15 protein-coding genes, 1 tRNA gene and 1 pseudogene are annotated in these 26,584 nt (G+C 62.8%); 4 read left to right on the top strand and 13 right to left on the bottom strand.

The window, feature by feature from the left end:
- Window positions 1-289: 289 nt before the first annotated feature.
- The 5 genes from J3T92_RS07805 to J3T92_RS07785 form a co-directional block, all read right to left on the bottom strand.
- Window positions 290-1,504: a D-alanine--D-alanine ligase family protein gene (locus tag J3T92_RS07805; protein ID WP_267400894.1), complete on the bottom strand. Its 1,215-nt coding sequence runs from the start codon at window positions 1,502-1,504 to the stop codon at window positions 290-292.
- 3 nt (window positions 1,505-1,507) lie between these two features.
- On the bottom strand, window positions 1,508-2,791 hold the full coding sequence (locus tag J3T92_RS07800; protein WP_267400893.1) for a PLP-dependent aminotransferase family protein: 1,284 nt from the start codon (window positions 2,789-2,791) through the stop codon (window positions 1,508-1,510).
- A gap of 240 nt (window positions 2,792-3,031) precedes the next feature.
- On the bottom strand, window positions 3,032-7,249 hold the full coding sequence (locus J3T92_RS07795; RefSeq protein WP_267400891.1) for a murein biosynthesis integral membrane protein MurJ: 4,218 nt from the start codon (window positions 7,247-7,249) through the stop codon (window positions 3,032-3,034).
- Complete coding sequence (locus J3T92_RS07790) at window positions 7,246-9,459, bottom strand: DUF6049 family protein (RefSeq protein WP_267400890.1); 2,214 nt, start codon at window positions 9,457-9,459, stop codon at window positions 7,246-7,248. The genes J3T92_RS07795 and J3T92_RS07790 overlap by 4 nt, the downstream gene beginning before the upstream one ends.
- Window positions 9,456-10,124, bottom strand: coding sequence for an NUDIX hydrolase (locus J3T92_RS07785; protein ID WP_267400889.1), 669 nt, complete (start codon window positions 10,122-10,124; stop codon window positions 9,456-9,458). The genes J3T92_RS07790 and J3T92_RS07785 overlap by 4 nt, the downstream gene beginning before the upstream one ends.
- Before the next feature lie 81 nt (window positions 10,125-10,205).
- On the opposite strand from J3T92_RS07785, the gene J3T92_RS07780 reads away from it, so the two are divergent.
- A complete protein-coding gene (locus J3T92_RS07780) occupies window positions 10,206-11,624 on the top strand; it encodes a CCA tRNA nucleotidyltransferase (protein WP_267400932.1) in 1,419 nt (472 codons plus the stop codon).
- Window positions 11,625-11,918: 294 nt separating this feature from the next.
- Here J3T92_RS07780 and J3T92_RS07775 read toward each other — a convergent pair whose 3' ends face one another.
- The 8 genes from J3T92_RS07775 to J3T92_RS07740 all read right to left on the bottom strand — a co-directional run bounded on the left by J3T92_RS07775 (window position 11,919) and on the right by J3T92_RS07740 (window position 23,044).
- Window positions 11,919-15,314 (bottom strand): InlB B-repeat-containing protein, encoded by a 3,396-nt coding sequence (locus tag J3T92_RS07775; protein WP_267400888.1) that lies wholly within the window; start codon window positions 15,312-15,314, stop codon window positions 11,919-11,921.
- A 275-nt stretch (window positions 15,315-15,589) separates the two neighbouring features.
- Window positions 15,590-16,201: a LytR C-terminal domain-containing protein gene (locus J3T92_RS07770; protein WP_267400887.1), complete on the bottom strand. Its 612-nt coding sequence runs from the start codon at window positions 16,199-16,201 to the stop codon at window positions 15,590-15,592.
- 10 nt (window positions 16,202-16,211) lie between these two features.
- Window positions 16,212-17,132, bottom strand: a complete 921-nt coding sequence (locus J3T92_RS07765) for a 4-(cytidine 5'-diphospho)-2-C-methyl-D-erythritol kinase (protein ID WP_267400886.1) — start codon at window positions 17,130-17,132, stop codon at window positions 16,212-16,214.
- Window positions 17,129-18,010, bottom strand: coding sequence for a 16S rRNA (adenine(1518)-N(6)/adenine(1519)-N(6))-dimethyltransferase RsmA (gene rsmA / locus J3T92_RS07760; RefSeq protein WP_267400885.1), 882 nt, complete (start codon window positions 18,008-18,010; stop codon window positions 17,129-17,131). The genes J3T92_RS07765 and rsmA overlap by 4 nt, the downstream gene beginning before the upstream one ends.
- 32 nt (window positions 18,011-18,042) lie before the next feature.
- Entirely contained in the window at window positions 18,043-19,446 is a 1,404-nt protein-coding gene (locus J3T92_RS07755) for a G5 domain-containing protein (protein WP_267400884.1), read from the bottom strand.
- Window positions 19,447-19,850: 404 nt separating this feature from the next.
- Window positions 19,851-19,924, bottom strand: a tRNA-Thr gene (locus J3T92_RS07750).
- Between the two features lie 110 nt (window positions 19,925-20,034).
- Window positions 20,035-20,958 carry a DsbA family protein gene (locus tag J3T92_RS07745; RefSeq protein ID WP_267400883.1) on the bottom strand — a complete coding sequence of 308 codons (924 nt, stop codon included), beginning with the start codon at window positions 20,956-20,958 and terminating at the stop codon, window positions 20,035-20,037.
- A gap of 61 nt (window positions 20,959-21,019) precedes the next feature.
- Window positions 21,020-23,044: a serine/threonine-protein kinase gene (locus J3T92_RS07740; RefSeq protein WP_416378873.1), complete on the bottom strand. Its 2,025-nt coding sequence runs from the start codon at window positions 23,042-23,044 to the stop codon at window positions 21,020-21,022.
- Window positions 23,045-23,207: 163 nt separating this feature from the next.
- On the opposite strand from J3T92_RS07740, the gene J3T92_RS07735 reads away from it, so the two are divergent.
- The 3 genes and pseudogenes from J3T92_RS07735 to J3T92_RS07725 form a co-directional block, all read left to right on the top strand.
- Window positions 23,208-23,606 (top strand): carboxymuconolactone decarboxylase family protein, encoded by a 399-nt coding sequence (locus tag J3T92_RS07735; protein ID WP_267400881.1) that lies wholly within the window; start codon window positions 23,208-23,210, stop codon window positions 23,604-23,606.
- Between the two features lie 201 nt (window positions 23,607-23,807).
- A complete protein-coding gene (locus tag J3T92_RS07730; RefSeq protein WP_267400880.1) occupies window positions 23,808-24,935 on the top strand; it encodes an ABC transporter ATP-binding protein in 1,128 nt (375 codons plus the stop codon).
- A 176-nt stretch (window positions 24,936-25,111) separates the two neighbouring features.
- Window positions 25,112-26,473 (top strand): annotated as a pseudogene (locus tag J3T92_RS07725) (DUF4032 domain-containing protein); the annotation flags it as partial.
- Between the last annotated feature and the right edge of the window lie 111 nt (window positions 26,474-26,584).

The raw sequence follows: 26,584 nt of genomic DNA, 5'->3' as shown, positions 1-26,584 counted from the left end.
AAAGAGAAGTGGAGAGTACATCAGAAGTGGGGAGCTGGGCATATCGAATAGAAGGCGAGAAATAATCGATGATGAGTGGCGAACAATGAACCACTGCCATTGTATGGCTGGGAAAGAATGCTAATGAGAATCTGGTGCCCGCCCTGTATGCTATCTGCTGTGCCTGTATTGCAATCGGCGTATATTGCAGATCCGCCTGACGCATATTGTACAAATTGCACATCATGCATCAGGCGGACCTTGTACGTGCTAGCCGAACGATAGGCAGAACCAGAGGGGCTTTAAGGTCTCAATCGGTTCGCTTTTGATTCAAAACTGATTGAACCAATGCCGTGTATAGCTCTGGCAGATTGTAGCCAGCGGCCTGGGCTGACTGTGGCAGAAGCGATGTGTCCGTCATACCGGGTGCCACATTGGACTCCAGGAATTGCGGCTGACCTTGGGCATCAACGATGAAATCGGTTCGTGAAATATCGCGGAGCCCCAGAGCCCGGTGAGCGGTCAGTGCGGCATCGCTGACAGCCTGTGTGGTCTTGGCATCCAGTCGGGCTGGAACATAGAACTCTGTCGGGCCAGGTGTGGAGCGAGCCTCGAAGTCGTAGGTGCCTGAGGGAGTCCAGATTTCAAGCGGAGGCAGAACCAGGGGGTGTCCGTCAAACTCGAGGATGGACACAGAGACCTCGGCGCCCGTGACAGCCTGTTCAATCAGGGCTACATCACCGTAGGCAAAGCAATTGATCAGCGCCTGAGTGAGCTGGCTCTGTTCAGTCACCATGGTGCAGCCCATGGCTGAGCCACCCATGGTGGGTTTGATGAAGAGTGGAAGTCCTAGCGAACCTAGAAGCATATCGATAACGGGTTCGACACCCAGCTCGCGGAACATGGACTCGGGCAGCGTCACGGAATGCGGAGTGTGCAAGCCGGCCATGCGGACGACGTTCTTGGCGATGGGCTTGCTCCAGGCGGTCCGGGAGGCCTTGGCCCGGGATCCGATGTAAGGCAATCCGGCCATTTCCAAGACGTCACGGATGGAACCGTCCTCGCCGTTGGCGCCATGCAGCAAAGGCCAGACCAGATCAGGGCGGGTCGACTCGTCGGTCAGGTAGGGAAGGAGCGAGCCATCCATGTCGTGGACCTGGACTGTCCACCCTGCCTCCTCCAGGAATCCCTGAACTCGATGACCCGAGCTGATGGAGACATCGCGCTCATGGCTGAGGCCACCACAGATCACCAGAAGCGACTTGTCAGCACGTTTGGTGGTCTTGCTGGCCAGGGAGGTGACATCGTCCATGGTGACTGGTGTGGCTTCACGGATGGAGCGATGTGAGGTCCGCCCGGCTTTTTTGGCCACTTCGCTGGCACCTGTGGCTGAAGTGGTGGCCGCAGTGCTGGTCGGACTTGCGACCGTGGTCGTCTTCGTGCTCGCGATTGTCTTGGCCTTGCCGGTTGCCACGGTTTTGCCGCCGGTCTGCTGCCGAGGTGTCTTGCTGTGCTTGGCCGCCATGATTCAGCCCCTTTTCTTGTCGTTGTCAGGCTCGAACAGCCGGACGGTGGCGAGTTCGTTCTCGATGACTGTGGACAGTCTGCGTATTCCTTCCCGGATCCGATCGGGAGTGGGGTAGCAGAAGGACAGGCGCATATGATCCGCGCCCTCCCCATTATCGTAGAAGGCTGTGCCTGACACGTAAGCTACCTTGGCGGTGATCGCTCTGGGCAGCATGTCCTTGGCGTTGAGCCCCTGGGGTATCTTCAGCCAGATGTAGAAGCCACCCTTGGGCTTCAGCCATGAGCAGTAGGGCAAATATTCCTTCAAAGCCTCGTCCGTGGCATCACAGCGCTCCTTGTACATTCCCCGGTAATCGTTGATCTGCGATTTCCAGTCGAAGTTGTCCAGATAGGTGGTGATGGTCATCTGGCTCATGTTGGAAGGACAAAGGATGGCTGACTCGTTGGCCAGAACCAGCTTCTGTCGGATGCCAGGAGGCGCAACCATCCAGGCCACGCGCATGCCCGGGGCGATGATCTTGGAGAAGCTGCTCAGGTAGACAATGCCCTCGGAATCGTAAGAGCGCAGGGCCGGATAGGTCTGGCCGTCGAAGGCCAGTAGTCCATAAGGATTGTCCTCGACAATAAGCACATGGTACTTTCTGGCGATCTCGATGACTCGCGGCCGCCGCTCGACACTCATGGTGGCGCCGGCGGGATTGTGGAAGTTGGGCACGGTGTAGAGGAACTTGATCGCTTTGCCTTGACGGCGCTGTTCAAGAATGGTCTCTTCCAGAGCCTCGGGAATCAGTCCGTCTCCGTCCATGGCCACGTTGACCACATCGACCTGGAAGGACTGGAAGACGCCCAGGGCGCCCACATAGTTGGGTGCCTCAGCCAGCACCACATCGCCCGGATCGCACATGATTCTTGTGATCAGGTCCAGTCCCGACTGGGAGCCGTTGACGATGACCACGTCATCCGGCTGGACGTCCTTGATACCTTCCAGCTCCATGATGGGCAGCACGTCCTCGCGCAGATGGGGATCGCCCTGTGCTGACCCATACTGCCAGGCCACTTGGCCCTTGCTCCGTAGCATGACGCCAAGCTGGTCGGCCAGTTTATCGAAAGGCATCCGGCCCAGGTAGGGCATGCCGCCGGCCAGGGAGACCACTTCGGGTCGATTGGCGACAGCGAAGAGGGCGCGAATTTCGGAGGCGCGCATCTGCTCGGCTCGTGCTGCATAGGAGCTATACCAGGGATCGTTCTTGATGACCTTGGGTGCGATATTGGGATCATCCGCCATGACTGACTTCCGCCTTCCTGCCGCCGTTGTCTAAGGAAACTGTATTACCTGCAAGGGCTTTGTTGGAGGAAAAATCCAACACATTACCATTTCGGTACACCCATGGTCGGAACCCCGCCTGGGATTCCTTCCCATTTTCCAGGAACTTTCAATCCTAGCTGCTTTGAGGATCGGCAACAGCAAGACAGCAGCAAGAATGGACAGCCAAGTGTTCCAGCCAGGGACGTGTGGAGGACCTGCTTAGAAGGCCTGGACGGACGTGAAGCGTAGGGAGTTGCCCGGCATGCCGTCCATGGGCACCCAGACGACCAGATCCTGGGTCGTGACCGGCTCACGCAGGGTGACCTGGGTGGTGCCCGAGGGATCGAAGCTGAAGTCGGCCAGCGGCTGCCCCTGGTTGGGCTGGGCCGCTGTGGAGTTCGCGTAGATCTGGGCATGGCCGCCGCTCTGTGGCATGACGATGGTCAGGCGGGAGACTTCCTCCGGCTTGGTCAGGTGCATGTACCATCCGAAGCCCTGCAGGCCGGCGGGCTTGTTCAGGAAGAGCTGCCGATCCGACTGATAGGCTGTGGTGTTCTTGGGCTTGGGCGGATTGGGAACCTTTTTGGCCACCTTGTCAGCATGGCTGACCTTGTCGGTACCAGCCTTGGCCTTGGCCTTGCCATTGTTGGTAGTTGTCGCCTCCTCGTCCCCATCAGTCCTACCGGGGAAGGGGACGTTGGACATGACCGGCCAGCCGCCCTCCTCCTTGCCGACGTTGGGTCGGGAGCCGGAGATGGTTGAGATCGCCCACACCAAGGCCACTACGATGATTGCGGCCGCTACGGCAATGACTACGGAGCGAGTCGTGAAACGGCCGAATAGACGCGTGTCGGCCATGTCTGTCTCGTCATCCAGATCCTCGTCTTGGCTATCGTCCGGAAGTTCCGAATAGGTCACCGGCGCTGGCATGGAGTGAATTTCGGGCGTGAAGCTGGGGGGCAGAGGCTCCATGACCGTGGTCTGCTGCTCTTCTTCGTCAAAATCGCGCTTCTTGGAGGATCGGGGCGCTCGTTCGGCATCCTGATTCGAGTGGTCATTCTGCCGCTCTTCGTATGTCTGATCGGTCGAGCCGCTGGCCACGCGTGCATGGGTTCTGTCGTGTGCCTCGGCGTCATCCTCGCGCCGGGCATGTGATTCTCCATTACTCTGTGGGACGGTCTGTGAGGCGGTCCGGTTGGATGCTGCCCTGGCCTGACGACCGCCGGTCTCATGGCTTTTCTTGTCGCTGGACTTGTCGAAGTCCCACTGGGTGAAGCCGCGCTCCACGGGGTTGTCGGCGGTCACGCCGCTGCCGCTGATGGCCTCGGGCGGCCGATGCTGATCGTCTCCCACGGTCGGCATCCGCCCGGTCACTGCCTTGGACTCCTCGTCATTCAAGGCAGCGGGCCTGGCAGTCGTCGTCCTGAGTGCGCTCACATCCATGGCCGCGGTCTTGCGGGAGCGGCTGCTCAAGGAGCGTAGCCGTTGACGTTCGTCGAAGAGCGAGAAGAGGTCGGTGTCCGTGTCTTCGGGATTGAGCATCTCGATTTCGCTCCGGCCGGGGAAGAGCAGTTGGTTGGTCTTCCAGTGCGGCTCATGATGGGTCACAGTCTGTGCGGCAGGCAGGGCTGAGGAGGTCAGCCCATCGGGCAGGGGCAGTACATCCTTGGGATCCACCGGTCTCAGAGCCACGGTCTCGATGGAGGCGCGGCCGTCCATCTCAGGCCAGATCAGATCGCTGTCGGTCAGCTCCTCGGGAGGGATCCAGGGGCTGAGCAGTGCCGACAGCTCGGCCAGGGTGACCAGGGGCACTGGCTTGGCCCCCTGATCATCAGTCAGTCCCAGTCCGCGCATGCAGATGATCCTGAACTCTCCGGGTGTGTGCTTGGGAAGCTCTTGTAGGCTGGGCTGTCGTCCGTCTTGGTCGGGTCGGCGGGTCAGCATGGCGTAGAGCACGCCAGCCAGTTCGCGTATGGCATGCTCCTCGTCAGCCAATCCCGTCTCGTTCGGGACTGACGGGTGTGCGATCATGGGCGAGATGGGGGCATCGGCCAGGGTGATAGAGGCCGGCGCCAGCCTGATGGTACTGGTTGAGACTGCATAGTCGACCATGCCGGCGGCATGCAGGGTACGCATGGCCTCGGTGACCTCACCCATGATGGTGCCTATGGCCCGGTTGCTCAGCGTCTCGCCGGCGGGCCCGTGCATGTAGTCCCTCAGGGACATGCCGGCATCGGGAGCGGTGACGATCAGGGAGACCCCATCCCTGGTGTGCAGCTGGTAGACCGGAGTGAATCGGTGGTCCTTGCTCAGCGCCAGGCCGGAGGCGTTGACGTTGATCAGATCCGTGCAGGTCGAATCGCCGGCGATAAAGAGCTGGCAGTCCCTGTCCAGCACCTTGTCCTTGGCCCGCCAGACGCTCAAGCCGTTGGCACGGCGGAGCAGGGTGACCAAGGTGTATCTGCCGAGGATGGTGTCTCCGATATGCGCGTTCATGCTTGCCGAGCTCTCATCAGAAGTGGGGCGTCGCCTGTGGTTGGCGACGCCGTGGTGGACCGTGCTGTTCCTAGGCACAATTCTAACGGGTTGCGGGGCCGGAGGGGCTGGAGGGGGCCCGGCTGTCGCGGATTCTCCATCAGTGCCGGGCTCGCGGGTCTCTTCGAAGTTCTCCAGAGCCGTGTCCATGCCAGGCTGGGTGGAATCAGGAGAGGAGGAGTGCACCACCCTGACCGAGCGGTCGGCCAGCCGGGAGGGCCGTCCGTCCAAGGCGTCCAGGCTGCGGACCGGGTGTCGGGCCGTCCTGCCCAGACGGCGGGCCAGGTCGATCATGAGCTGGGTGAATTCCTCGGTGCGTAGCGCAACCAGGGTCACGGCGTAGATGGCCGCTGTCAGCAGGGTGATGACCATGCAGATAAAGAGCGCCTGCACCCAGCTCATGTGGCCCTGCCGGTCCTGGACCCAGGCGCCGACCAGGCGGGTCAGTGGAGTCTTGACCGTCAGGGAGGCCGCCAGTGCCAGACCCGCCGCTAGGAAAGCCTTGGCGTAGGTGCCAAGGATGCGCCGACCATCCAAGTATCCCTGGAAGGGTCTGCGCAGCATGCCCGCCAGCATGGGGAAGCTGAGGATGTTGCTCAAGGACAGGCTGAGTCCCACCAGGGCCGCCCAATAGCGGGGAGGGGCCAGGCGGATGGCTGCCAGGACCAACACCACCTGGATGGTGTTGGAGACGGCCGCGAAGATGAAGGGATGCCTTCCGTCCTCGAAGGCGTAGAAGGTGCGCTGAATGAGCAGGAAGGCACTCATGGGCACCAGCCCCAGGGACAGGCCTATCAGGGGTCCCGAGATCAGGACTGCCTCGTGGACGCCCACGGAGGGCAGCAGGGCACGGGTGATGGGCACAGGAATGGCCAGCATGACCGCAGTGAAAAAGAACATCATCAGCCCGACATTGCGCAGGGCCTGGCTCAGATCCTCGCGGGCATCCCCAATGCGGCCGTCCGAAACCGCCTTGGACAACTTGGGGAAGATGGCCGTGCTGACGGAAACGGCCACCAGGGAGTATGGCAGGATGAAGAGGGTGTAGGCGTTTTGGTAGGAGCCGTTGCCGGCGATGTCCAAGGGGTTGCCCTCCAGAGGGGCGCCATTGTTGATGCGGGCGTTGATTACGTTGGCCAGCTGGTCGATGACCACCACACCCATGCTCCAGGCCGCCACCGAGCCCATGGATCGCAGGCCGATGCCCCGTAGGCCCCAGCGTGGTCGATAGCGGAAGCCGCTCATGATCAGGGGGATGAAGAGGACCAGCGCCTGGAAGGCCACTCCTAGGGTCCAGGCTCCGGCGGTCAGGGCCACCTTGCCGTTGTCCCAGAAACCCACCGGCTGGCTGCGGGCGTTGCCGAACAGGAGGATGAAGACCAGGAAGCCAAGGCAGCTGATCAGATTGGCGCCCACCGAGCTCCAGGCGTATGCGGTGAAACGGCCCTTGGCGGCCAGGATCTGACCCAGTACCGTGTAGAGCCCGTAGAAGAAGACCTGGGGCATGCACCAGAGGGTGAAGGAGTTGGCCAGAGCGCGCTGTGCGGGGTTCCATTTGGAGTTCAGATAGATGGTGGTCAGCACCGGGGTGCCCAGCATCAGCAGCAGGGTCAGCAGGGCCAGGAGAACCATGGCGACGGTGATCAGCTTGTTCAGCCGGTCAGCCGCGTCCCTCTCCTTGAGGGTGCGTACGATCTGCGGGACCAGGACGGCGTTGAAGATGCCGCCCGAGATCAGGGTGAACATGACCTGGGGGATCATGGCGCCGGTCTGGTAGGCGTCGGCTGCGATCCCGGTGGTGCCTATGGCGGCTGCCAGCAGGATGGTGCGGATCTGCCCGGTCACCCGGGAGGCCGCGGTGCCCGTGGCCATGATGGCGGAGTTGCGCCCTACGGAGCTCATTCGTCCGGGTCCTTCGTGCGGTGGAACTGCCGCCAGAGCCCCAGGAGCCCAAGGAGCACGGCAAAGACAATGATGAGCAGGCCGCTCATGTCGCTCAGACGCAGATTGCTGGTGATCTGAGCCCGGCGCATCTGGCCGAAGGGACGGCCCTGGCTGTCCAGCAGGCCGATGTCCACGTTGGCCCTGCCGGCAGTCGCCACTCTGACCTTAAAGGTCACTTGGGCCTCGGATCGGGCGGGAATGACCACATCCGCCAGGCGCGAGGTAACGATCTCCATGGAATCGGTGCGAGCGCTGATGCGGGCGTGGACCGGGTAGGGATGGCTGTTGCTGACGGTGACGGGCATGGAGGCCGTCTCGCTGACCACGTTCAGGGACTCGCTGGGCGTGATGCTGATGCCGTCCAGGAGCCGGTGGGATATGGCGCCGGCCTGATCGGCTAGGCCGGCGGCGGCTGTGGTTCCGCCCAGGGACTTCAGGGCTAGATCGTCGTGGGCGGCGGTCAGCCGGTTCAGCCACTGGTGTGGATCCTTGGGCTGGCGGGCCGTGGTGTCAGCATCTTGTCGGGCCAAGGCCTGGCTGTCGGCCTTGCCGGCCGTGGCGCTGGCAGAGGGCTGGGCGGTCTGCTGATCATCGGCCAGAATGGAGGAAGCGAACCGGTCGATGTCCGCCCTGCTGGCGATCAGGGAGTCCAAGGTGGCTGCCGAGCTGTCGCCATGCTTGGCGCCGCCCTGACCGTCATCGGCTTCGAGGGCCTTGAGCAGGCCGGATGAGCCGCCGGTGAAGTCGGGTGCTCGCATCAGATTGTCCATGGGTTCCAGATGGATCCAGGGAGCGTGCTCCAACTCGGTCATGATCCTGTCCGCATGCTGAGTGTCCTGATCGGCATCAAAGCAGACCATAAGGGAGCGCTCGGCGTAGGGCTGTTCCATCTGATAGAAGGCGCTCTGGGCCATGAAGCGTGCCGTCTGCCCCGCCTGGGTCTGCTCCCCGGTGGCCCGCGTGGAGCTGGGGTTGCCCCTTGCCAGGTTGCTGAGTTCGCGCTGGGCCGACAGGACGGTCACCCGTCCGGCCTGGGTGTCGATGGTGTACTTGCCGGTGTGGGCGGATGTGCCGGCTCCTACCTCGAAGCCCTGCGGGGCAATGACCGTCTGGTAGCCGGCGCGACGGGCTGCAGCGATGGATTCCATGGTCCACTCCTGCATGCCCTGCCAGGCGTATGTGCCGGAAGCGGCATCAGGATAGAGCTTGGCTGCGGTCTGGGCGTTCCAGGACTCGGGGGTGACCCCGGCCTTGGCGTAGCGATCCTGGTTCTGGGAGGCGTATCCGGTGATGTCGAAGTCGGCTGGCTGGATCAGCCCCTGGATCTTGGGACGGTTGGCGAAGGCGGACAGGTAGATCGGATCGCCCAAGGCCTGCAGGGACCCGTGCTTAGCCAGCAGCTGGCTCTGATCTTCCTGGCGACGGTCCCCTTGACGGGTCAGTGTCACGCTCTGGTCTTTATTCTTGCCCGGGCCTGACTCGGATTCGGTACCGGGCTGGGTCATCAGCGCTGTCATGGCCTTGTCGTCAATGTTCCAGTCCGAGGAGATCAGCGGCATGACCATGGTCAGAGACAGTGCAGGGGTGCCAGCAGTGGGCAGTCCATCCCATGTCCGGGTTAGAAAGGTGAACACGTCGCCCAGAACCCGATTCTGACCGTCGCTTAGGGAAAGTCGGATGGGTTTGGGCCCCCAGCTGGTCATCTTCTTGATCGCGCCTTGGTCAGCCGGCACATTGACTGAAACCTCAGCGCTCTGCCCGGCCGGGATTGTCGGTACGGTCTGTGTACCCAGCACGTCCGGGGTGGGGATGCGGGCGTGGCCTTCGGACCAGGCCTGCATGTCGGCCCGGGAGCTGAAGGAGTACAGAGCGCTGGTGGACACGCTCAGATGGGTATTTTCCATAGGCTGGTTCGCGGTGTTGGTCACCGTAGCGCGCAGGGCATAACCGGATTTGTCAGTCACCACAGGCGTCGACCAGCGCAGAGCCACCTCGGCCGAGTTCTGATGATTGGGGGCAGCCAGTGCCGGTGTTGGTAGCCAGGGAGTCACCACCAGGGCTAGCAGGAGGACGATCGCCGGTAGGATTCGAGCCCACCCGGCCCATCGATTGAAGGCATGGGTGCGCTGGCTGGTGCGCCCGCTCGGGCGCAGGGGGGTCTGGATCATGGCTGTTTTTTATACTTCCTCGCGTAGAGCCAGGCTATTTTACGCTCATTAGGATAACTGAGCACCGAGGTCAGGTCGGAAAAGTCCACCCAGATGGCATCTTCGGCCTCGTGATCAGGGTCGCCCTCCACGCTCAGGGATCCGCCGATCATCCGCAGGACGAAATGGTGGACCAGCTTGTGGACCCGTTGGTTGGTCCCGGTGAACCAGTAGTCGATGGTGGCGATGGAATCGGTCACCTTACCCAGTATTCCCGTCTCCTCATGGACCTCGCGCACCGCCGTCTGCTCGGGTGTTTCCCCCCTCTCGATATGCCCCTTGGGCAGGCACCATTCCAGGTGGCCCGAGCGGGAGTGCCGGGCGATGATGGCCACTCGGTCATGCCGATCGAAAATCAGCCCACCCGCCGAATATTCGCGCACCACCGGTAGCTCCTGGGCATCCAGGGAGGCAAAAGTGGAAGGACCGGAATCGTGTTTGTGCCGGGGCATGAGGGCAGGCGTGGGAGCGTCATCCTCGACCTGTATGCGCTCGCGGACCTGCGGATCCAGACGTTCGCTTACGGTTTCCACAAGATGGCCCCGACTCTGCTGGCCGCGGGCATGGATGTCCGCAGAGTCGGCGCTATGTGCAAGCATGCGCGCCATGTCCGCGGGCGTAATCATACTCCAACTCTACGTAAGGTAATGTGCAGGTGGGGTAACGGTATGCTAGTAGGCGCATCAACTCCGTAGGAAAGGGTGAGCGTGGATTTCCAAGTCTGGCCGGAGGCCATCGAGCTCGGGCGCCTTTTCGCCGAGCAGGGATTTGAACTGGCGTTGGTAGGGGGCCCTGTACGCGATCTGCTCCTGCGCCGGCCCTCCCACGACCTGGATTTCTGCACTTCGGCCAGGCCCGAGCAGTTCGAGCCCATCCTGCGTCACTGGGGGTCGGGATTCTGGGACATGGGGCGCAAATTCGGCACCTTGGGCGCTCTTCGGCGGCGTTCCGACGGCACCGAGGTCAAGGTGGAGGTGACTACCTACCGGCGAGACACCTATGATCCCAACTCCCGCAAGCCCGAGGTGGACTACGGGGACAGTCTTGAGGGCGACCTTTCCCGGCGTGACTTCACCGTCAACGCCATGGCCCTGCGGGTGCCCGATCTGGTCTTCGTGGACCCCTACCGGGGGGCCAACGACCTGGCTAAGCAGGTGCTGCGGACCCCAGTGGATCCCCGCCAATCCTTCGACGACGACCCCCTGCGGATGATGCGGGCCGTGCGGTTCGTGGCCCAGCTGGAGTTCACCATCGCTCCGGAGACCGCAGAGGCCATCACCCGCATGACCGGCCGAATCAGCATCGTCTCGGCCGAGCGGATTCGCGACGAGCTGACCAAGCTCATGCTGGCCAATCATCCCGTCCAGGGCATCGAGGCTCTGGTGCAGTCCGGCTTGGCCGACATCGTGCTGCCCGAAGTCCCGGCCCTGCAGCTGGAGATAGACGAGCACCACCGGCACAAGGACGTCTTCGAGCACACACTGATGGTGCTGGACCGGGCCATTGCCCTGGAGACCGGACCTGACGGACCTGTGCCTGCCCCGGATCTGACCCTGCGCCTGGCTGCCCTGCTGCACGACATCGGCAAACCCGCTACCAGGCGCTTTGAGCCCGGCGGCAAGGTCAGCTTCCATCACCATGATGCAGTCGGAGCCAGGCTGGCCCGCAAGCGGCTCAAGGCCTTGCGCTTCGACCACCACCTGATTGCTGACGTCTGCGACCTGATCTTCATGCACCTGCGTTTCCACGGCTATGTGGACGAGCGGTGGACCGATGCGGCCGTACGCCGCTATGCCCGGGAGACCGGGCCCCTTTACGAGCGGCTCAACCGTCTGACCCGGGCCGATGCGACCACCCGCAACAAGCGCAAGGCCCAGGTCTTCTCCTCCGCCATGGACGAACTGGAGGACAGGGTGGCTCAGCTGCGTCGGCAGGAAGACCTGGATGCCATCCGGCCCGACTTGGATGGACGACAGATCATGCAGATCCTGGGCCTGAAGCCCGGCCCCCAGGTGGGACGCGCCTACCGGCACATGCTGGACTACCGCCTGGATCAGGGCCCGGTCGACCGGGGGACGGCTGAACGGGAACTGCGGCAATGGTGGCAGAGTCAGGGCCAGGCCTGATTTGGCCTAGCTCTGACTGAGTATCCCTGGTCTGCATTCTGCGGGTTCGGATGCCGCCGTCTTATATGTGGAAGATGCTTGCATGGTCATCAGGTGCCAGGGTGGCATTGGCTGTGATTATTGTGTGGTTGTTTGCTGGCGGTGTGTGGTTGGTCCGGCTGGTGTCTGGTTGTGGTTTGTAGGGTTGATGGGTGTGGTGGCGGTCCCGTCGTGTTGGGGGTGGCGGGGCCGCCTGTCGGCCTGGGCCTTCTTGGGGGGGTGTGGCCCAGGTTGTTGCTTACTCGTGTGAGGTGTTCATGCGGCTGTGCGCGCCTGCTGTCTCTGGCTTTTGGCTGCTGTGGCGGCTCCTGCGGCGAGCAGTCCTGTGGCGAGCAGGATGAGCATGCCGTTTCCTCCGGTCAGGGGCAGGCTGGCGATGGACAGGTACCGGTAGGTGTTGCTTGTGTCGGTTTCTTGCGGCATGCCGTCCTGGGTCCAGTCGATGGCCACAGGGACGGGGCCTGGCGTGTAGGCGGGCGTGGTGGCGTTCCAGGTGCCGTCGGGGTTGGGCGTCAGGTTTTTGCCGGCGGCGGAGCAGACGCCTTGCTGCCGGGTTTGGTCGAAGCAGATGCTGGTGGCTTGCGGTTTTCCGGGGAAGCCGACCGGGCCGGGCCGGCTGGCCGGCCAGGCTTCAGCGGGCTCGCGTCCCAGCTGGCCGTTGCCGTTGCTCCCCCAGGAATACAGGTTGCCGTCCGAGCCGATGGCCGCGGAATGTCCATCGCTGGAACTGTAGCCTAGGCTGGCTTTTTGCCAGGTGAATCCGTCTGGCGCGCCTTGGGGCTTCTGGACCGGGGTCGGCGTGTGCTTGTCGACCTTGGTGCCGTCGCCCAGCTGGCCGTAAGCATTGTCTCCCCAAGTGTAGAGGCTGCCGTCGGAGCCTAATGCTGCGGAATACCACCTGCCTAAGCTGACTTGTTTCCAAGTGAATCCGTTGGGGGCGCCTTGGGGCTTGCCGATCTTGACTGGCCTGGCCTGGTCGGTGGTGGTGCCGTCGCCCAGCTGGCCATAAGCGTTGTATCCCCAGGTGTAGAGGTTGCCGTTGGAGCCTATCGCTGCTGAGTGGCCGCCCATGCTGATCTGTTTCCAAGCAAACGCGTCAGTAGCCCCTGTGGGTTTGTCGACCAGGCCTGGTCGGTCATATGGCGTGATGCTTGTGCTCCTGCCCAGTCGGCCGGCATCCTCCCATCCCCAGGTGTAGAGGTTGTCGTCGGAGCCGATGGCCGCGCTGTGGTCGCTGCCCATGCTGATCTGTTTCCAGGTGAATCCGTCTGGCGCGCCTTGGGGCTTGCCGATCTTGACTGGCCTTGTCCGGTTGGTGGTGGTGCCGTCGCCCAGCTGGCCGTAGTAGTTCCTTCCCCAGGCGTACAGCTGGCCGTCGGAGCCGATGGCCGCGGAATGCCGGAAGCTTGAGCTGACCTGTTTCCAAATGAAGCCGTCTGGCGCGTCTCCGGGCTTGCCGACCATGACCGGCGTGCTGCGGTTGGTGTTGGTGCCGTCGCCCAGCTGGCCGTACTGGTTGTCGCCCCAGGCGTACAGCTGGCCGTCGGAGCCGATGGCCACGGAATGGTATTCGCCTGAGCTGGTCTGGCTGAATCTGATGCCTCGCTGTGCGGGCGGGGTCAGGGTTAATCTGGTGCCGCCGGTCTCGGGTCCTTGGGTGGGGCTGATGGTCCAGTGCTGTGTGTCCGTCCTGGTCCACCGGGCGGTCAGGGTGACTTTCCCGGTGACGGGCTGGGTGAAGTCGTAGGCCACATTGTCCTGGAACCAGCCGTCGAACAGGCAGCCGTCGGCCTTCGGGTCCGGCTGGGGGCGTTCCGCCTGCCCGTCCTGGGTGACGGCCTGGCTGGGGGGCATGCCCGTGGGGGCGGGGCAGGAGCTGTCCTTGGAGGTGAAGCCGACCTGGTATTTGGGGGCGATATATATGTATTGCAGGTGCGCGTCCGGTTGGGGCCCGTTCCTGTTCCAGACGATGGTCACGTCCACGGTTCCCGGGGCATGCGCGGGCGTGGACACCTGCCAGGTGCCGTCAGGGTTTGGCGTGATCCCCATGGTCTTGGCCTGGCCGAACAGGACACTGGTGACCGTCGGCGCTACGGGGAAGACGAGTGCGACCGGCGTGTTCCGGTTGGTGGTGGTGCCGTCGCCCAGCTGGCCAGTGTTGTTGCGCCCCCAGGCATATAAGTTGCCGTCCGATCCCAAAGCTGCGGAATGAGTCTCGCCTAGGCTGATGTGTTTCCAGGTGAATCCGTCGGGTGCGTCTGTGGGCTTCCGGATCAGGGTTGGCCTGCTCCGGTTGGTGGTGGTGTCGTCGCCCAGCTGGCCGCTGCTGTTGCCTCCCCACGCGTACAGGTTGCCGTCGGAGCCAATCCCTGCGGAAAAATTGTTGTTTAGGCTGATTTGTTTCCAAGTGATCCCGTTGAGTTTGGCTGGCTTGTTTCGGTCGGTGGTGGTGCCGTCGCCCAGCTGCCCGGAGTCGTTTCTTCCCCAGGTGTAGAGGTTGCCGTCGGAGCCGATCGCTGCGGAATGAAACCAGCCGAGGCTGGCTTGTTTCCAGGTGAATCCATCGGGCGCGCCTTGGGGCTTGCCGACCAGGCCTGGCCGGTTGGCGGGCGTGATGTTCGTGTCCCTGCCCAGCTGGCCGTTGCTATTTCTTCCCCAGGTGTAGAGGTTGCCGTCCGAGCCGATGGCTGCGGAATGCCAAGCGCCTAAGCTGACTTGTTTCCAGGTGAATCCGTCGGGCGCGCCTGCGGGTTTGCCGACCAGGACTGGCCTGCTCCGGTCGGTGGTGGTGCCATCTCCAAGCGTGCCGTTGCTGTTGTCTCCCCAGGTGTAGAGGTTGCCGTCCGAGCCGAACGCCGCGGAATAATAGCTGCCTAGGATGGTTTGTTTCCAGGTGAATCCGTTCGGCGCTCCTGCGGGCTTGTCGACCAGGATTGGCCTTTTCTGGTTGCTGGTGGTGCCGTCGCCCAGCTGGCCGCTGCTGTTGTTTCCCCAAGTATAGAGGTTGCCGTCGGATCTGATGGCAGCGGAGTGAAAGCCGTTCAGACTGATTTGGCTGAAGCGGATGCCTCTTGGCTTGGGTGGGGTGAGGGTGACCTTGGTGCCTCCGGCTGCGGGTCCTTGGGTGGGGCTGATGGTCCAGTGCTGTGTGTCCGTTCTGGTCCACCGGGCGGTCAGGGTGACTTTCCCGGTGACGGGCTGGCTGAAGTCGTATGCGACATCGTCTTGGAACCAGCCGTCGAACAGGTACCCGTCCCTGGACGGGTCGGGGCTGGGCCGGCTGGCCTGCCCCCCGTCGGGGATGGTCTGCCCGCCGATGCTGCTGCCGCCGGCCGGGTCGAAGCTGACCGTCCAGGTTTGGGAGGATTGGGCCTGCGGCCGGCTGCCTGTGGTGTCGGTCAGGCCGGTCCTGGCGGGCGCGGCGGCTGGGCTTGGGGTCGTGTGGCTCAGGGGTGAGGACGTGGCCAGAGGCGAGGATGACGATGCAGCCTGCGGGCTATCATCCCTGTAAGGGTTCTCCCCCTGCTGTTTGTCCAGGGTAGCGGGCACGGCGGTGCCGTCTGGGCTGCTGGTGCCCCCAGCCAAAGCGGGTGTACAGGACAAGGCGAGAAGAAAGGCCAAGGCGGCTACCATGCCCAAACGCTGACGCATGATGAGCTGACTCCTTCCTTCGCAGAGCCTGCTACAGCATTCCCCCGGACATCGCACTCAAAACTGTAACAAGCGCGCGAACACCCACAACCCAAAGGCGTTGCACCGACTACCATATCACGCGCGCAAACATCCCTCCCTGCCGCCGGGTGTCACCACGCCTGGTGTTGTGCCTGTCGTTGTACTACAAGCGCAAACGCCTCCGGTTTATGGTTCCGCAACAGCCGGGTCCGTGCTCCTGGGCGGTATGCCAGGCCAGCAACATTGCTGCGGCGTCAGGCCTTGGGAGCCTTGGGCAGGTTTTTCAGGGAGGAGGGGTCGGCCAGGCAGCCTTTGACGGCTTGGATCCTGCGGCCAACGCCCGAGGTGCTGTCCTCGTCGTTCAGATCGGTGAAGGTGGCCCCGATGACCACGTCGATCAGATCGTCGCCGCGGTCGTCCATGACCAGAACGGCATCGTTGAATTGGGACCCCACCGTGTAGCCGCGATCAATGGCCGAGGCGCCAAAGCGTATCTGGGTGCGCGCTGTCTCGGTCTTGCCCGGATAGTCTGCCACATCCTGCATGTTGAATCCCCGATTGCGCAGGGCCGACGCCAGGGCAGTGGCCAGACCGGACTTGTTGGTTCCGTTGAGCACCCGCACACGGATGTCGGGGTGGTTGACCAGCTTGGACTTGTCGGGCGGACAGGGCACGGCGACCCCATAGTTGGGTTTGGCGATGGTGGCGTGTTTGGCGGTATGCCCGATGGATCCGAAGATGATCAGACCACAGATGACCAGGATGACCACTAGGGCGCTGACGGCTATAGTGAAGACCATCTTCTGCCGCCGTCGTACGAACTGCCTGCGGGCCTCGCGTTCGTCGAGTGGTTCGGGATTCGTCATGTTGCCTACTCTACTGTCCATGGGTGACTCGCAGGGGAACCATCCTGGGCAGGACTGGCGAGTCAGCCTCAATGATTCTGTCCACGGCATTCTGCTCCCGCCAGAGTCTTATCAGTGTTGCCGCCTGGTCCAAGTGAGGAACCATAGCCACCACCGATGGGCCAGATCCCGAGACGAAAGCTGGCCCTGCCCCTGCCCGCCGGGCCAGATCCAGAGCCAGGAGCGAGCGTGGGTGAAGAGCGCAGGCGGTTTTTTGCAGGTCGTTCAGGTCGCCGGGGCTGGGGCCGATCGCGTCGAAGGCCTTGTATACCTGGGCCGTGCTCAGCTGATCTTCATAGGCGCCGATCAGCAGGCGACCGGTCAGTCCGGCATTGCGCAAGCTTCGAGCCTCTGCGCCAGCCGGATCCAAAGGCTCCAGAACCTGGCCGAAACCCGAGCCGTGGCTGAGACCACCATGCAGGCAGAAGGGCAGGTCTGCGCCCAGCCCGGCGGCGATCTCATCCAGTTCAGCTGCGCTCAGCCCGAGCTCCCAGAGCCGGTTCAGGCCCAGCATGGTTCCGGCCGCATCCGTGGAGCCCCCGGCCAGACCGGCACCCACCGGTATTCGCTTAATGATGCGGATGTCCGCATCCGGCTGATGCCCGGTGGCCTGGGTCATGGCTAGGAGGGCCTTGACGGCCAGGTTTGCATGGGGATCGGCGTCATTGTCAGCCAGATCACCCAGATGCTCGCCTTCCATGTGCAGCCTGAAACCGCTGCCAGGCTCTCTTGGACGCAGCTCCACTCTGTCAAGGATGCTTACGGCGCTGTAGATGGTGTCCAAGCGGTGACGGCCACCCCAGTCCGCTCGGGCGGGTCCTACCCGAAGTAGCAGGTTGATCTTTGCCGGGCAGTCCAGGGCGATCCCCTCCCTGCCGACGGCCGGGCTCACGCGGCCACCTCGCGGTCGGCCCGCTCCAGGGCGGCGAATTCCGCAATGGTCATGGTCTCTCCACGTCGGCTCGGATCGATACCTGCCGCTTTGAAGGCCTCGGGAGACACCAGGCCCTTCAGGGCAGCATGCAGGGTCTTGCGGCGCTGGCCGAAGGCAGCGTCGATCAGAGCGAAAACCCGAATCCGCGTTCGCTCGTCCTCGCCGATGTGTCCTTCCTCGTTACGGACAAAGCAGACCAGTGCCGAGTCGACATTGGGAGCGGGCCAGAAGACGTGACGTCCGATCCTTCCCGCTTGGGTGGCACGGCCGTACCAGGCCAGTTTCAGGCTGGGGGTGCCGTAGACCTTGGAACCCGGGCCAGCCGTCAGACGATCCGCTACCTCCTTCTGGACCATGACCAGGAACCGGTTCAGATTGGCGAACCGGGCCAGAAGGGTCAGGATGATGGGAGTGGCCACGTTGTAGGGCAGGTTGGCTACCAGGGTCAGGTCGGCGGTTCTGCCCGCGTCGCCTGCCAGCTGAGGGGTCAGGGTCAGGGCATCCCGGTTGATCACGGTCAGCCGGTCCAGGGCTTCCGGCATGCGTTGGCTGACGGTCTGAGGCAGGCGCCGGGCCAGCCCGGAGTCGATCTCGTCGGCGGTCACCAGACAGCCTGCCTCCAGTAGCCCCAGGGTCAGGGATCCCAGACCTGGACCCACCTCCAAGACGGACTGACCGGGCTTCACCTCTGCCAGGCGGACGATCCTGCGGACAGTGCCTGGATCGATGACGAAGTTCTGGCCCAGGCGCTTGGTGGGATGGATGCCGGCCTGGTCGGCAATGCGTCGGATATCGGCGGCGCCCAGAAGGCGGTCGTTCTCGGTTCTCGTGTTCATGTCGGTTCGCTGCTCGTGAATGTAGTAGGGAGTCAGTACCAGTTGTACTGTTCCGAGTGACGCCAGGCCGTGCTGGGATTCCCGTATTGTTGGGCGATATACCAGAGGCCCCAATCGATTTGGATGGCAGCATCGTCATGCCAGTTGGCACCGAACTTACTCATTTTAGAGCCCGGCAGGCTTTGGGGGATGCCGTAGGCACCGGAGAGGTTTTCGGCATCCCATTGCCATCCTGATTCTTTGTTCCAGAGTTTCACCAGGTCTGCGAACTGCGAACCTGTCCACCCGCGCTGAGCAGCTGCGCCCGAGGCATAGGTCTGGGCAAGCTCTGCGCTGGCATGCCAGAGGCCGCTTGGAGATGGACTTGGTGCTGGCGACGGGGCTGGTGTGTTTTCGTTCTGGCTCGGGGGGTCTGGTTTGGGCGTTGTATTCGAGCCTGATGGTTGTGATGTCTGCGAGGGCGTGGTAGTTGTCTTTCCCGACTGCGCATCCTTGCTTGGCGAGGAGCTTGGAGAGGAGGTGTCCTTGGCGTGATCGGACCCCTTGTCCTTGGACTGCTGCCCGCTGCTCTGCCCCTCCTTTGGCTTGTCGGGGCCGACGGCCACCACCTGATCCACTGGCATGGCCACGGTCTCCTCCTTGACGACCTGCTCCGATTCTGCCTGTCCGTCCACATAGGTGACCTGGATGGTCTGCAGACGCTGGCCGGCTACGCCCTCCTGTCGGATATGGGTCTGGCCTGGCGCCAGGTTCGGGTCGACCACGGTACGTGTGGCAAAGGCCAAGGGGATGGTCTTCTGGGTGTTCCCGTGGGTGACCCGTCGGACACGCAGAACGGTGGCGCCCTGGTCGTGCTCCACGCTGACGCGGTCCTCCTTGCCCAGCACGATGCCCTTGGAGTCCAGGATGGAGGCAGCCGGAAGCTTGCCGTCAGGGGCCACCGAGGTCTTCCCGTCGGCCACGACCGTGACCGGCCCCGCCTGGTTGATGACCAGACCGCCAGTCAGCTGGTTGTAGACGTTGCCTATATCCACGGTGACCTTCATGGCCTGCTTGCGGTTCTCCTCGAAGAATCCCAGCAACTGGTCCATGCTGGTGGCTGTGGTCCAGAAAGGCACTCGCTGGCCCTGGATGACGATGGTGGTCTGATAGGCGGAACGCACAGTGACTGCCGCATGGTTGTTCAGCTGGCCTCCGGAGGTGGAATCGACCAGGTCGTGGGTCTTGACCTTGATTCCCTGCTGGCGCAGCAGGCCGTCCACGCTGTAGGCGTAGGTGGTCACCGTTTTGGTCTGCCCGTTGACGCTTAAAGCCACGCTCTTGCGTGCAGTGATGCCGAAGGCCAAGGCCATGGCCAGAACGACCAGGATCGCGCAGGAGGCCACGCGGATCCTTCTGAGCATGACAAAACGCCGCGGCGTCCAGCGTCTGGCCATGTGCTCGCCTCCCCGTTCCTGCCTTGTCTGTACCTGGTAATTCTAGCGGCGCGGGCATGGAGCTAAGCCAGACAATCCGCAAGGTCGGGCAAACATCCACATTTGTTACAGATGGGTGGCAACAAAAAAGCCGACCTGGCCGTCATCGGTCAGTCGGCTTCTCAAGACCCGGGCCTTGGGCCGGCGGATCAACGTCAAGAGGACGGGAATGAAGGGGAATGATCCCGTCCTCGAATACGAACGGAGATGGTTGGGGAAAAAGCTCCGTTCGTACTTCGGAGAACGAGCCTCCGAAATGACTTACTCGAGGGAAGTATTTGTAATTATCCAGGTAATGTCCATTATTATAGCCTGTCCCGAGACGAAGCTGAATATGTGGAATAGGGGGTTCATTCCTGGCGTAGAGCCTCCTGTCAGAGTCGAACTGACGACCTGCCGCTTACAAGGCGGCTGCTCTGGCCAACTGAGCTAAGGAGGCGGTCCCGGTGGTCCATGACAGCATTCCAGGCCGCGGTACGGAATGATATCCTACCATCACCGTGTCCCCAAGGGGACGCTGGGCGCGAAATTCTTCTCGACCTGTCCGGTTCAGTTCAGCGAGCGCGGTTGGCCGGAGGCGCCGATGGCCGGCATGGCACCCTTGACGCCCACCTTGGACTGGTCCAGGCCCAGAGTCTTGAGCAGGCCCGAACGATAGTCCAAGCCCGCCTGGGACAGGTTGCCCAGTTCCCAGTAATTGCCGTTGATGCGAACCGTAGGCGTGGTCATCTGCCCCTTGTTGGATCCGGAGGGATTCCAGAGCTCCTTGCGCAGGGGCGTATAGGCATCCATGGCCTTGATCCAAGCCCGGTAGTGACCCTTGACCGCCTGATCGGCAACCTTGGGATCAACCCCGGCCTTGATGGCCTGTTGGCGGATCTTGTCGTTGCTGATGGGGTGATAGTCGGACTCATCCGGTTGGAAGTCCTTGGCGTAGAGATTGGCGATGAAAGGCAGCAGGTGGTCGGGGTCGTGCTGGGCCACGTAGATGGTGGCCGTGCCCGTTCTGCTCGAGTAGTTGTCGGTGGAGAGCCGGTCCATGAAACTCATGGGGTAGATGACCAGGTTGATCTGCCCGGCGTCCACAAGACTGGTCAGGGTGGAGTCCAGCCCGCGATGCAGGGCGCCGCAGCCTGGGCACATGAAGTCCATGTAGATCTCCACGGTCGGAGCCTTGGCCACCGGCTTGCCCAGCCCCTTGGAACTGATCAGGAAGCCGCCTTGGTCATTGGCGGCCGAGGGCTTTTCCTTGACTCGTGCGACGGCCTGACGGGCCTGCTCCAGGTCCTGGGTCTTGACCGGGCGATGGCTGCGCCAGTATAGGAATCCGCCCAGAGCGATCAGTGCGATGAGCACCACGGTGACGATGACGCCGATCATGGTCTGCTGGCGGCGCTCCTTGGCCTCCTGGAGCCGCCGGGCCTCTTCCTGGGCCTTGAGCGCGGCCTTGCGGTTCTGCTTGCCCTTGGACATGACCTGGATCCTTTCCTTGGCATACTGAGCATAGTGTAGCCGCCAGGGGTGGAGGTCGGTCTTAGGCGCGCAGGAGGTGGATGGGGGCCCAGTCCATGGAGGGCTGGGCAATCAGCCCGGCCAGGAGGACGGCAGTAATCAGCAGCCAGATCAGGAGCAGAATCCACCTGCGGCAGGGGCTGCTCGGCGCCTCGGGATCCTGACGACCAAGGGGAATACGGCCCGCTGCCAGACGTAGGACCATGTTGCCGCTGTTCGCTTTGGGGGTTGAACGGTCCTGTGTGGGCAGGGTCGCCAACAGCCATCCGGCCAGCGTTGCCAGGGCCATGGCCAGTCCGCCGACAGACAGGGGCCTGGCCGCTGGCAGGGGGAAGGTCAGCAGATGCTCGCCTAGGGTCAGGCCTGCGCGAACGGTTGTGAGGGCGCCCGCCCAGGTCAGCGGCAGGGCGACTAGGACTTGGACAAGGATCATGCCCGGCAGGCGGAGCAGGGCGGCTGCCAGGCCCTTGAGCAGGTGCCAGGGAAGGGCGGCTGCGCTTAGCAGACGATCGGTGCCCCGCCGAGGTCCGTTACGGCGCAGCTCGCGTTCGATCTGGGCTTTTATGCTCCATCCGGTAGTGCTCAGGGCCCAGAGGAGGATTCCGGCGGTCGCCAGAGCCGAGACCGGGGCCAGTGCTGTCAGCAGGGCGGGAAGGATTCCCAGCAAGACCAGGCAGGGAGTTCCCGCTTTCAGGTAGCGCAGACGTCGCATCTGGGCGGGAGGCTGGTCTCCCAGCCAGTGGGCGTTCGCCTCGTTGCGGTATCCGCTGGGCAGGGGCTGTGCCGGCGGTAGCGAATCCTGAGCGGCGGTGGCTTGAAGATCTTGGCGATCGGCTAAGGGTTGCCGATCCTGCCAGGTCTGTGTCTGCTCTTGCTGCTCCTCGGCTGCAGGAAGGGGATCCAAGAGGCTGATGGGCTGCTCCGAGTCGGGCAGGAGGGTCGTCTGTTCATCTGCTTCGCTGTCTGCGGGGGGTTGTGACCAGGCCGTCCGCGGACTGTCTGGATCGGCCCGCGCGATCGGCGGCATGGGCATGGTGGCCGGCTCAACGACCATGGTGGGGGAGTCGGCCTGCCCCTCAGCTTCCGAAGAGCCGCCGCCAAAAGGGCGCATCGTCTCCTGGCTGCCCTTGCCGGTCTGCTGCCCTCCCGCATCATGGTCGTCTTGCTCACCCTGCCAGGCCTGCGGATCCATGGCATCCCGACCGATGGCCTCCAGGAGCTCCTGAGGTGTGCAACGCGCGCCTCGATCGGGGGAGAGGGCCGAGCGCAGGGCTCTCATGGTGCCCATGGGTAGCCCGGACAGGTCAGCATTGCCTGAGGCCTCCCGCTCCAGGACCGCCATCATGGGTTTGTCGCCGAAGACCGCCCGTCCGGTGGCTGCATAGGCCAGAACGGCTGCCGTGCTCCACCAGTCGGTTTCCTGGTCGGCCTCGGCTCCATCGATGATCTCCGGGGCGATGAAGCCAGGGGTCCCCATGACCAGCCCGGTCCGGGTCACGTGGCTCTGCCCCTGGCCCATGGCGATGCCGAAGTCCACCAGCACCGGCCCCGAGACCGAGATCATGACATTGGTGGGTTTGATGTCCCGGTGGACGATGCCCGCCCGGTGGACGGCTGCGACGGCATCGGTCAGCTTGTGTGCCAGCCGCTCCAGGTCGTCGCCCCGATAGGGACCGTTGACAGCCACGTCGTCGTGCAGGTTGCGCCCCTCGATCAGCTCGGTCACGATGAAAGCCAGAGCATCATCAAGTTCCATATCCACGATTCGGCAGACGCCTGGATGACGGATCCGTTGCAGGGCCAGGGCCTCGCGTCGCAGGCGCTCGCGTGCCGAGGCGCGGTCACGTTCGTCGAGGCTGTCTGACGAGATCTGGTCCTCCTCCAGGGATTCCCGTAGGATCTTCATGGCGTAGTCCTGGCCACCGCCATCCCGGGCGCGCCAGACGGACCCCATGGCGCCGCCGCCCAGGGGCTCAATCAGGGTGTAGCCCCCGACCAGCCGTCCCGGCCCCAGATCCAGTCCCTCAAGATCACTCATGCTTCCCATTGTGCTCCGACTCGTTGAAAAGGGCCTGATTGCGGCCTCTGCCGTTTCCTCGCGTCCGTGATCGTCGCAGATGGCTCGACTGCCGGCGGCATAATGCGTAAACAGGCGTTGATACAATATTCTCGGCTGGGAAATATGCAAAGCAACAGAAAGAAGGGGCTTCATGGAAGCTTCGCGCTTTGAAAAAGGATCTAAAGCTTTGGCTGCCATTGACGGCAAGGGAGGCCAGGCTGTCATCGACTCTCTTCAGGATATAGCGCCGGACCTGGGTCGCTGGATTGTTGAGTTCGCCTTTGGCGACATATACACCAGGAAAGGGCTCGATCTTCAGCAACGTGAGCTGGTCACGATAGGCAGTCTGGTTACGCAGGGTGACACGGCTCCGCAGCTGGCTGTTCACATACGGGGAGCTCTGAATGTCGGGCTGAGCAAGGAGGCTGTGGTCGAAGCCATACTCCAATGCGCTCCCTACGTGGGATTCCCGCGTGTCATCAACGCGATCAACGTGGCCAGGACGGTCTTCGAGCCCAGCTCCGAAGTTTCCGACAAGACCAAGGATTGAGCCGGCAAGGGTTCGCACGCCGAATTCAGTCTTTGGTGTATAGTGGGCACTGGCTCAAGGGAGAGTTTCTCTTAACCAAAAATAGAAAACCGTCGTATGGTCATGCCGATGTCGGTGTTGGCCCCGGGACGGAAACCACAGTGAAAATCAACCCTTCACTACGGATCGTTCGGCACGTACCTGCCGATGAAAGGATGAACAATGGCAGAAGTGGTATTCGACCACGTCACTCGTATCTACCCGGGCAACGATGAGCCCTCGGTCAGTGACCTCAGTCTGGACATCAAAGACGGTGAATTCCTTGTTCTGGTAGGGCCTTCCGGCTGCGGAAAGTCCACTACCCTGCGCATGCTGGCCGGCCTGGAGGAGGTCAACAAGGGCCGCATCATGATTGGCGACAAGGACGTGACGACCATGCAGCCCAAGGACCGCGACATCGCCATGGTCTTCCAGAATTACGCCCTTTACCCCCATATGACCGTTGCCGACAACATGGGCTTCGCCCTGAAGATCGCCGGCACCCCCAAGGATGAGATTCGCCAGCGGGTGGAGAAGGCCGCCGAGGTGCTTGATCTGACCGAGTACCTGGACCGCAAGCCCAAGGCTCTGTCCGGTGGTCAGCGTCAGCGTGTGGCCATGGGCCGCGCTATTGTGCGTCAGCCCAAGGTCTTCCTGATGGATGAGCCTCTGTCCAACTTGGACGCCAAGCTGCGTGTCCAGACCCGTACTCAGATTGCTGCTCTGCAGCGTCAGCTCAATGTCACCACCCTGTACGTGACCCACGATCAGACCGAGGCTCTGACCATGGGCGACAGGATTGCCGTCATCAAGCTGGGCGTCCTGCAGCAGGTGGGCGCGCCTACCGAGCTCTACGATCGGCCCGAGAACGTCTTCGTGGCTGGCTTCATCGGCTCGCCCTCCATGAACATCAACATCCACCCAGTGGCCAATGGGCAGGCCAAAATCGGCGAGGACACCATCAGCCTGCCCCGCGAGGCTGTGGACAAGCTGACCCCCGAGGACCAAGGCAGGATCGTCGTCGGCTTCCGTCCCGAGGATGCCTCCCTGGCTGGTGCAGACGAGCCTGAAGCGTTCTCTCTGAAGGTTGCCAATGTGGAGGATCTGGGCTCCGACGGCTACATCTACGGCAACATCCTGACCGACAACAGCGTGGCTGAGCAGGCCATCGTCATGTCCGACCAGAACAAGCTGACCACCATCCGCGTCAACCCGCGCGACCTGCCCAGGGTGGGCGACGTGGTCAAGATCCACATCGACCCCGCCAAGATGCATCTGTTCTCCCCGGCCAGCGAGCTCCGGCTGAACTGAGCGTCCCTGCGACCCTGTGGCTCGGCCATGGTTTCCCGCCGATCCACAGGGCCCGTATCGATTGTTGATATCATTTTCCTTCCTCTCCTTGTTGACCGGGTGACCAGGAGCCCCGCGCGGCGGATCCGTGCGGGGCTCTTCCCGTATAGGATGGGCGGCGATGGGATGGATGAAGCATGACTAGCGTGAACATCAACCGGGCGACGGCCTCCTCTCTGGACCCTCGCGCCATGAAAGCCACCTCGATAAAGACCACGGCCGATCCCTCCTCCGAGCAGGAGCCGGCCGCCCTGCACATCACGGCCACCAGCTCCAACCCCAGGATGTTTACCCTGCCCTGGGAGCGGCCGCTGGCCACCTGGCCCCGGGATCTGCTGGCGAACCTGCCCAGAGGTATCTCCCGGCACGTGGTGCGCTTCGTCCACGTGGGCGATGATGTCTACGCCATGAAGGAAATCACCCAGCGGGTGGCTGAGCGTGAGTATGAGCTCCTGCGCAAGCTGCAAAAACTGGAGCTGCCCACGGTCAATCCCATCGCCGTGGTCACCGGTCGCCACACTCGTGAGGGCGAGCCTCTTGAGGCCATGCTGGTCACTCAGCATCTGAAGTTCTCGCTGCCTTATCGCGCCCTCTTCGCCCGCAATCTGCGTCCGGATACGGCAGAGCGTTTGATCGATGCCCTTGCAGTCCTCCTGGTGAGGCTCCATCTGGCAGGGTTCTACTGGGGCGATGTCTCCCTGTCCAATGTGCTCTTCCTGCGTGATGCCGATGCCTTCTCGGCTTTCCTGGTCGATGCCGAGACTGGTGATCTGCACCCCAGCCTGACTGACGGTCAGCGCGAGTATGACATCGACCTGGCCAGGACCAACATCATCGGCGAGCTCATGGATTTGGATTCGGGCAACCTGCTTGCTGGCGAGGTGGACGAGGTCGACGTGGGCAACCGGTTGGTGGACCGCTATCACTCCCTCTGGAGCGCCCTGACGGACGTGGACAGCTTCGACCCGGATGAGATGTGGAAGATCGAGCGCCGCGTCAACCGGCTCAACGATCTGGGCTTTGACGTGGACGAGCTGGAGATGAAGACCGAGGAGAACGGCAACCGGGTGCTGGTGCGTCCAAGGGTGGTTGATGCCGGCTACGCCTCCCGCAAGCTGCTGAGGCTGACCGGTCTGGATGTGCAGGAGAATCAAGCCCGGCGGTTGCTCAACGATCTGGATGCCTACCGGGCATCCACCTGGCGGCAAGGCGAGGACCTGGAGATTGTGGCTACCGACTGGATGCGTGAGGTCTTCGAGCCAACCGTGCGTATGATCCCGCCGGAATACCGCTCTCAGATAGAGCCGGCCCAGTTCTTCCACGAGGTGCTGACCCACCGCTGGCTGATGGCCGAGAAGGCGGGCCACGACGTGCCCATGGCCGAGGCCGTGCAGAGCTACATTAGCGACTCACTGCCCGAGTACCGGCTGGACTCCGAGGATATGAAGACCATCAACGAAGAGGCGGATGCCGGGGTGGTCGATGACGAGATGAACTGGCAGGGCGCCCATGCCCAGGCTGGCCAGGGTAAGCAAGCCACCCGTGATCAGAGCGACAAGGATGCAAATGGCCATGAAGTGAAAGGCCACGACGCAGCTAACAGTGGGGTG

Origin of the sequence: Bifidobacterium sp. B4081 (assembly GCF_026537335.1) — a bacterium.
GTDB lineage: Bacteria > Actinomycetota > Actinomycetes > Actinomycetales > Bifidobacteriaceae > Bombiscardovia.
This window is presented reverse-complemented; position numbering and strand designations above follow the sequence as displayed.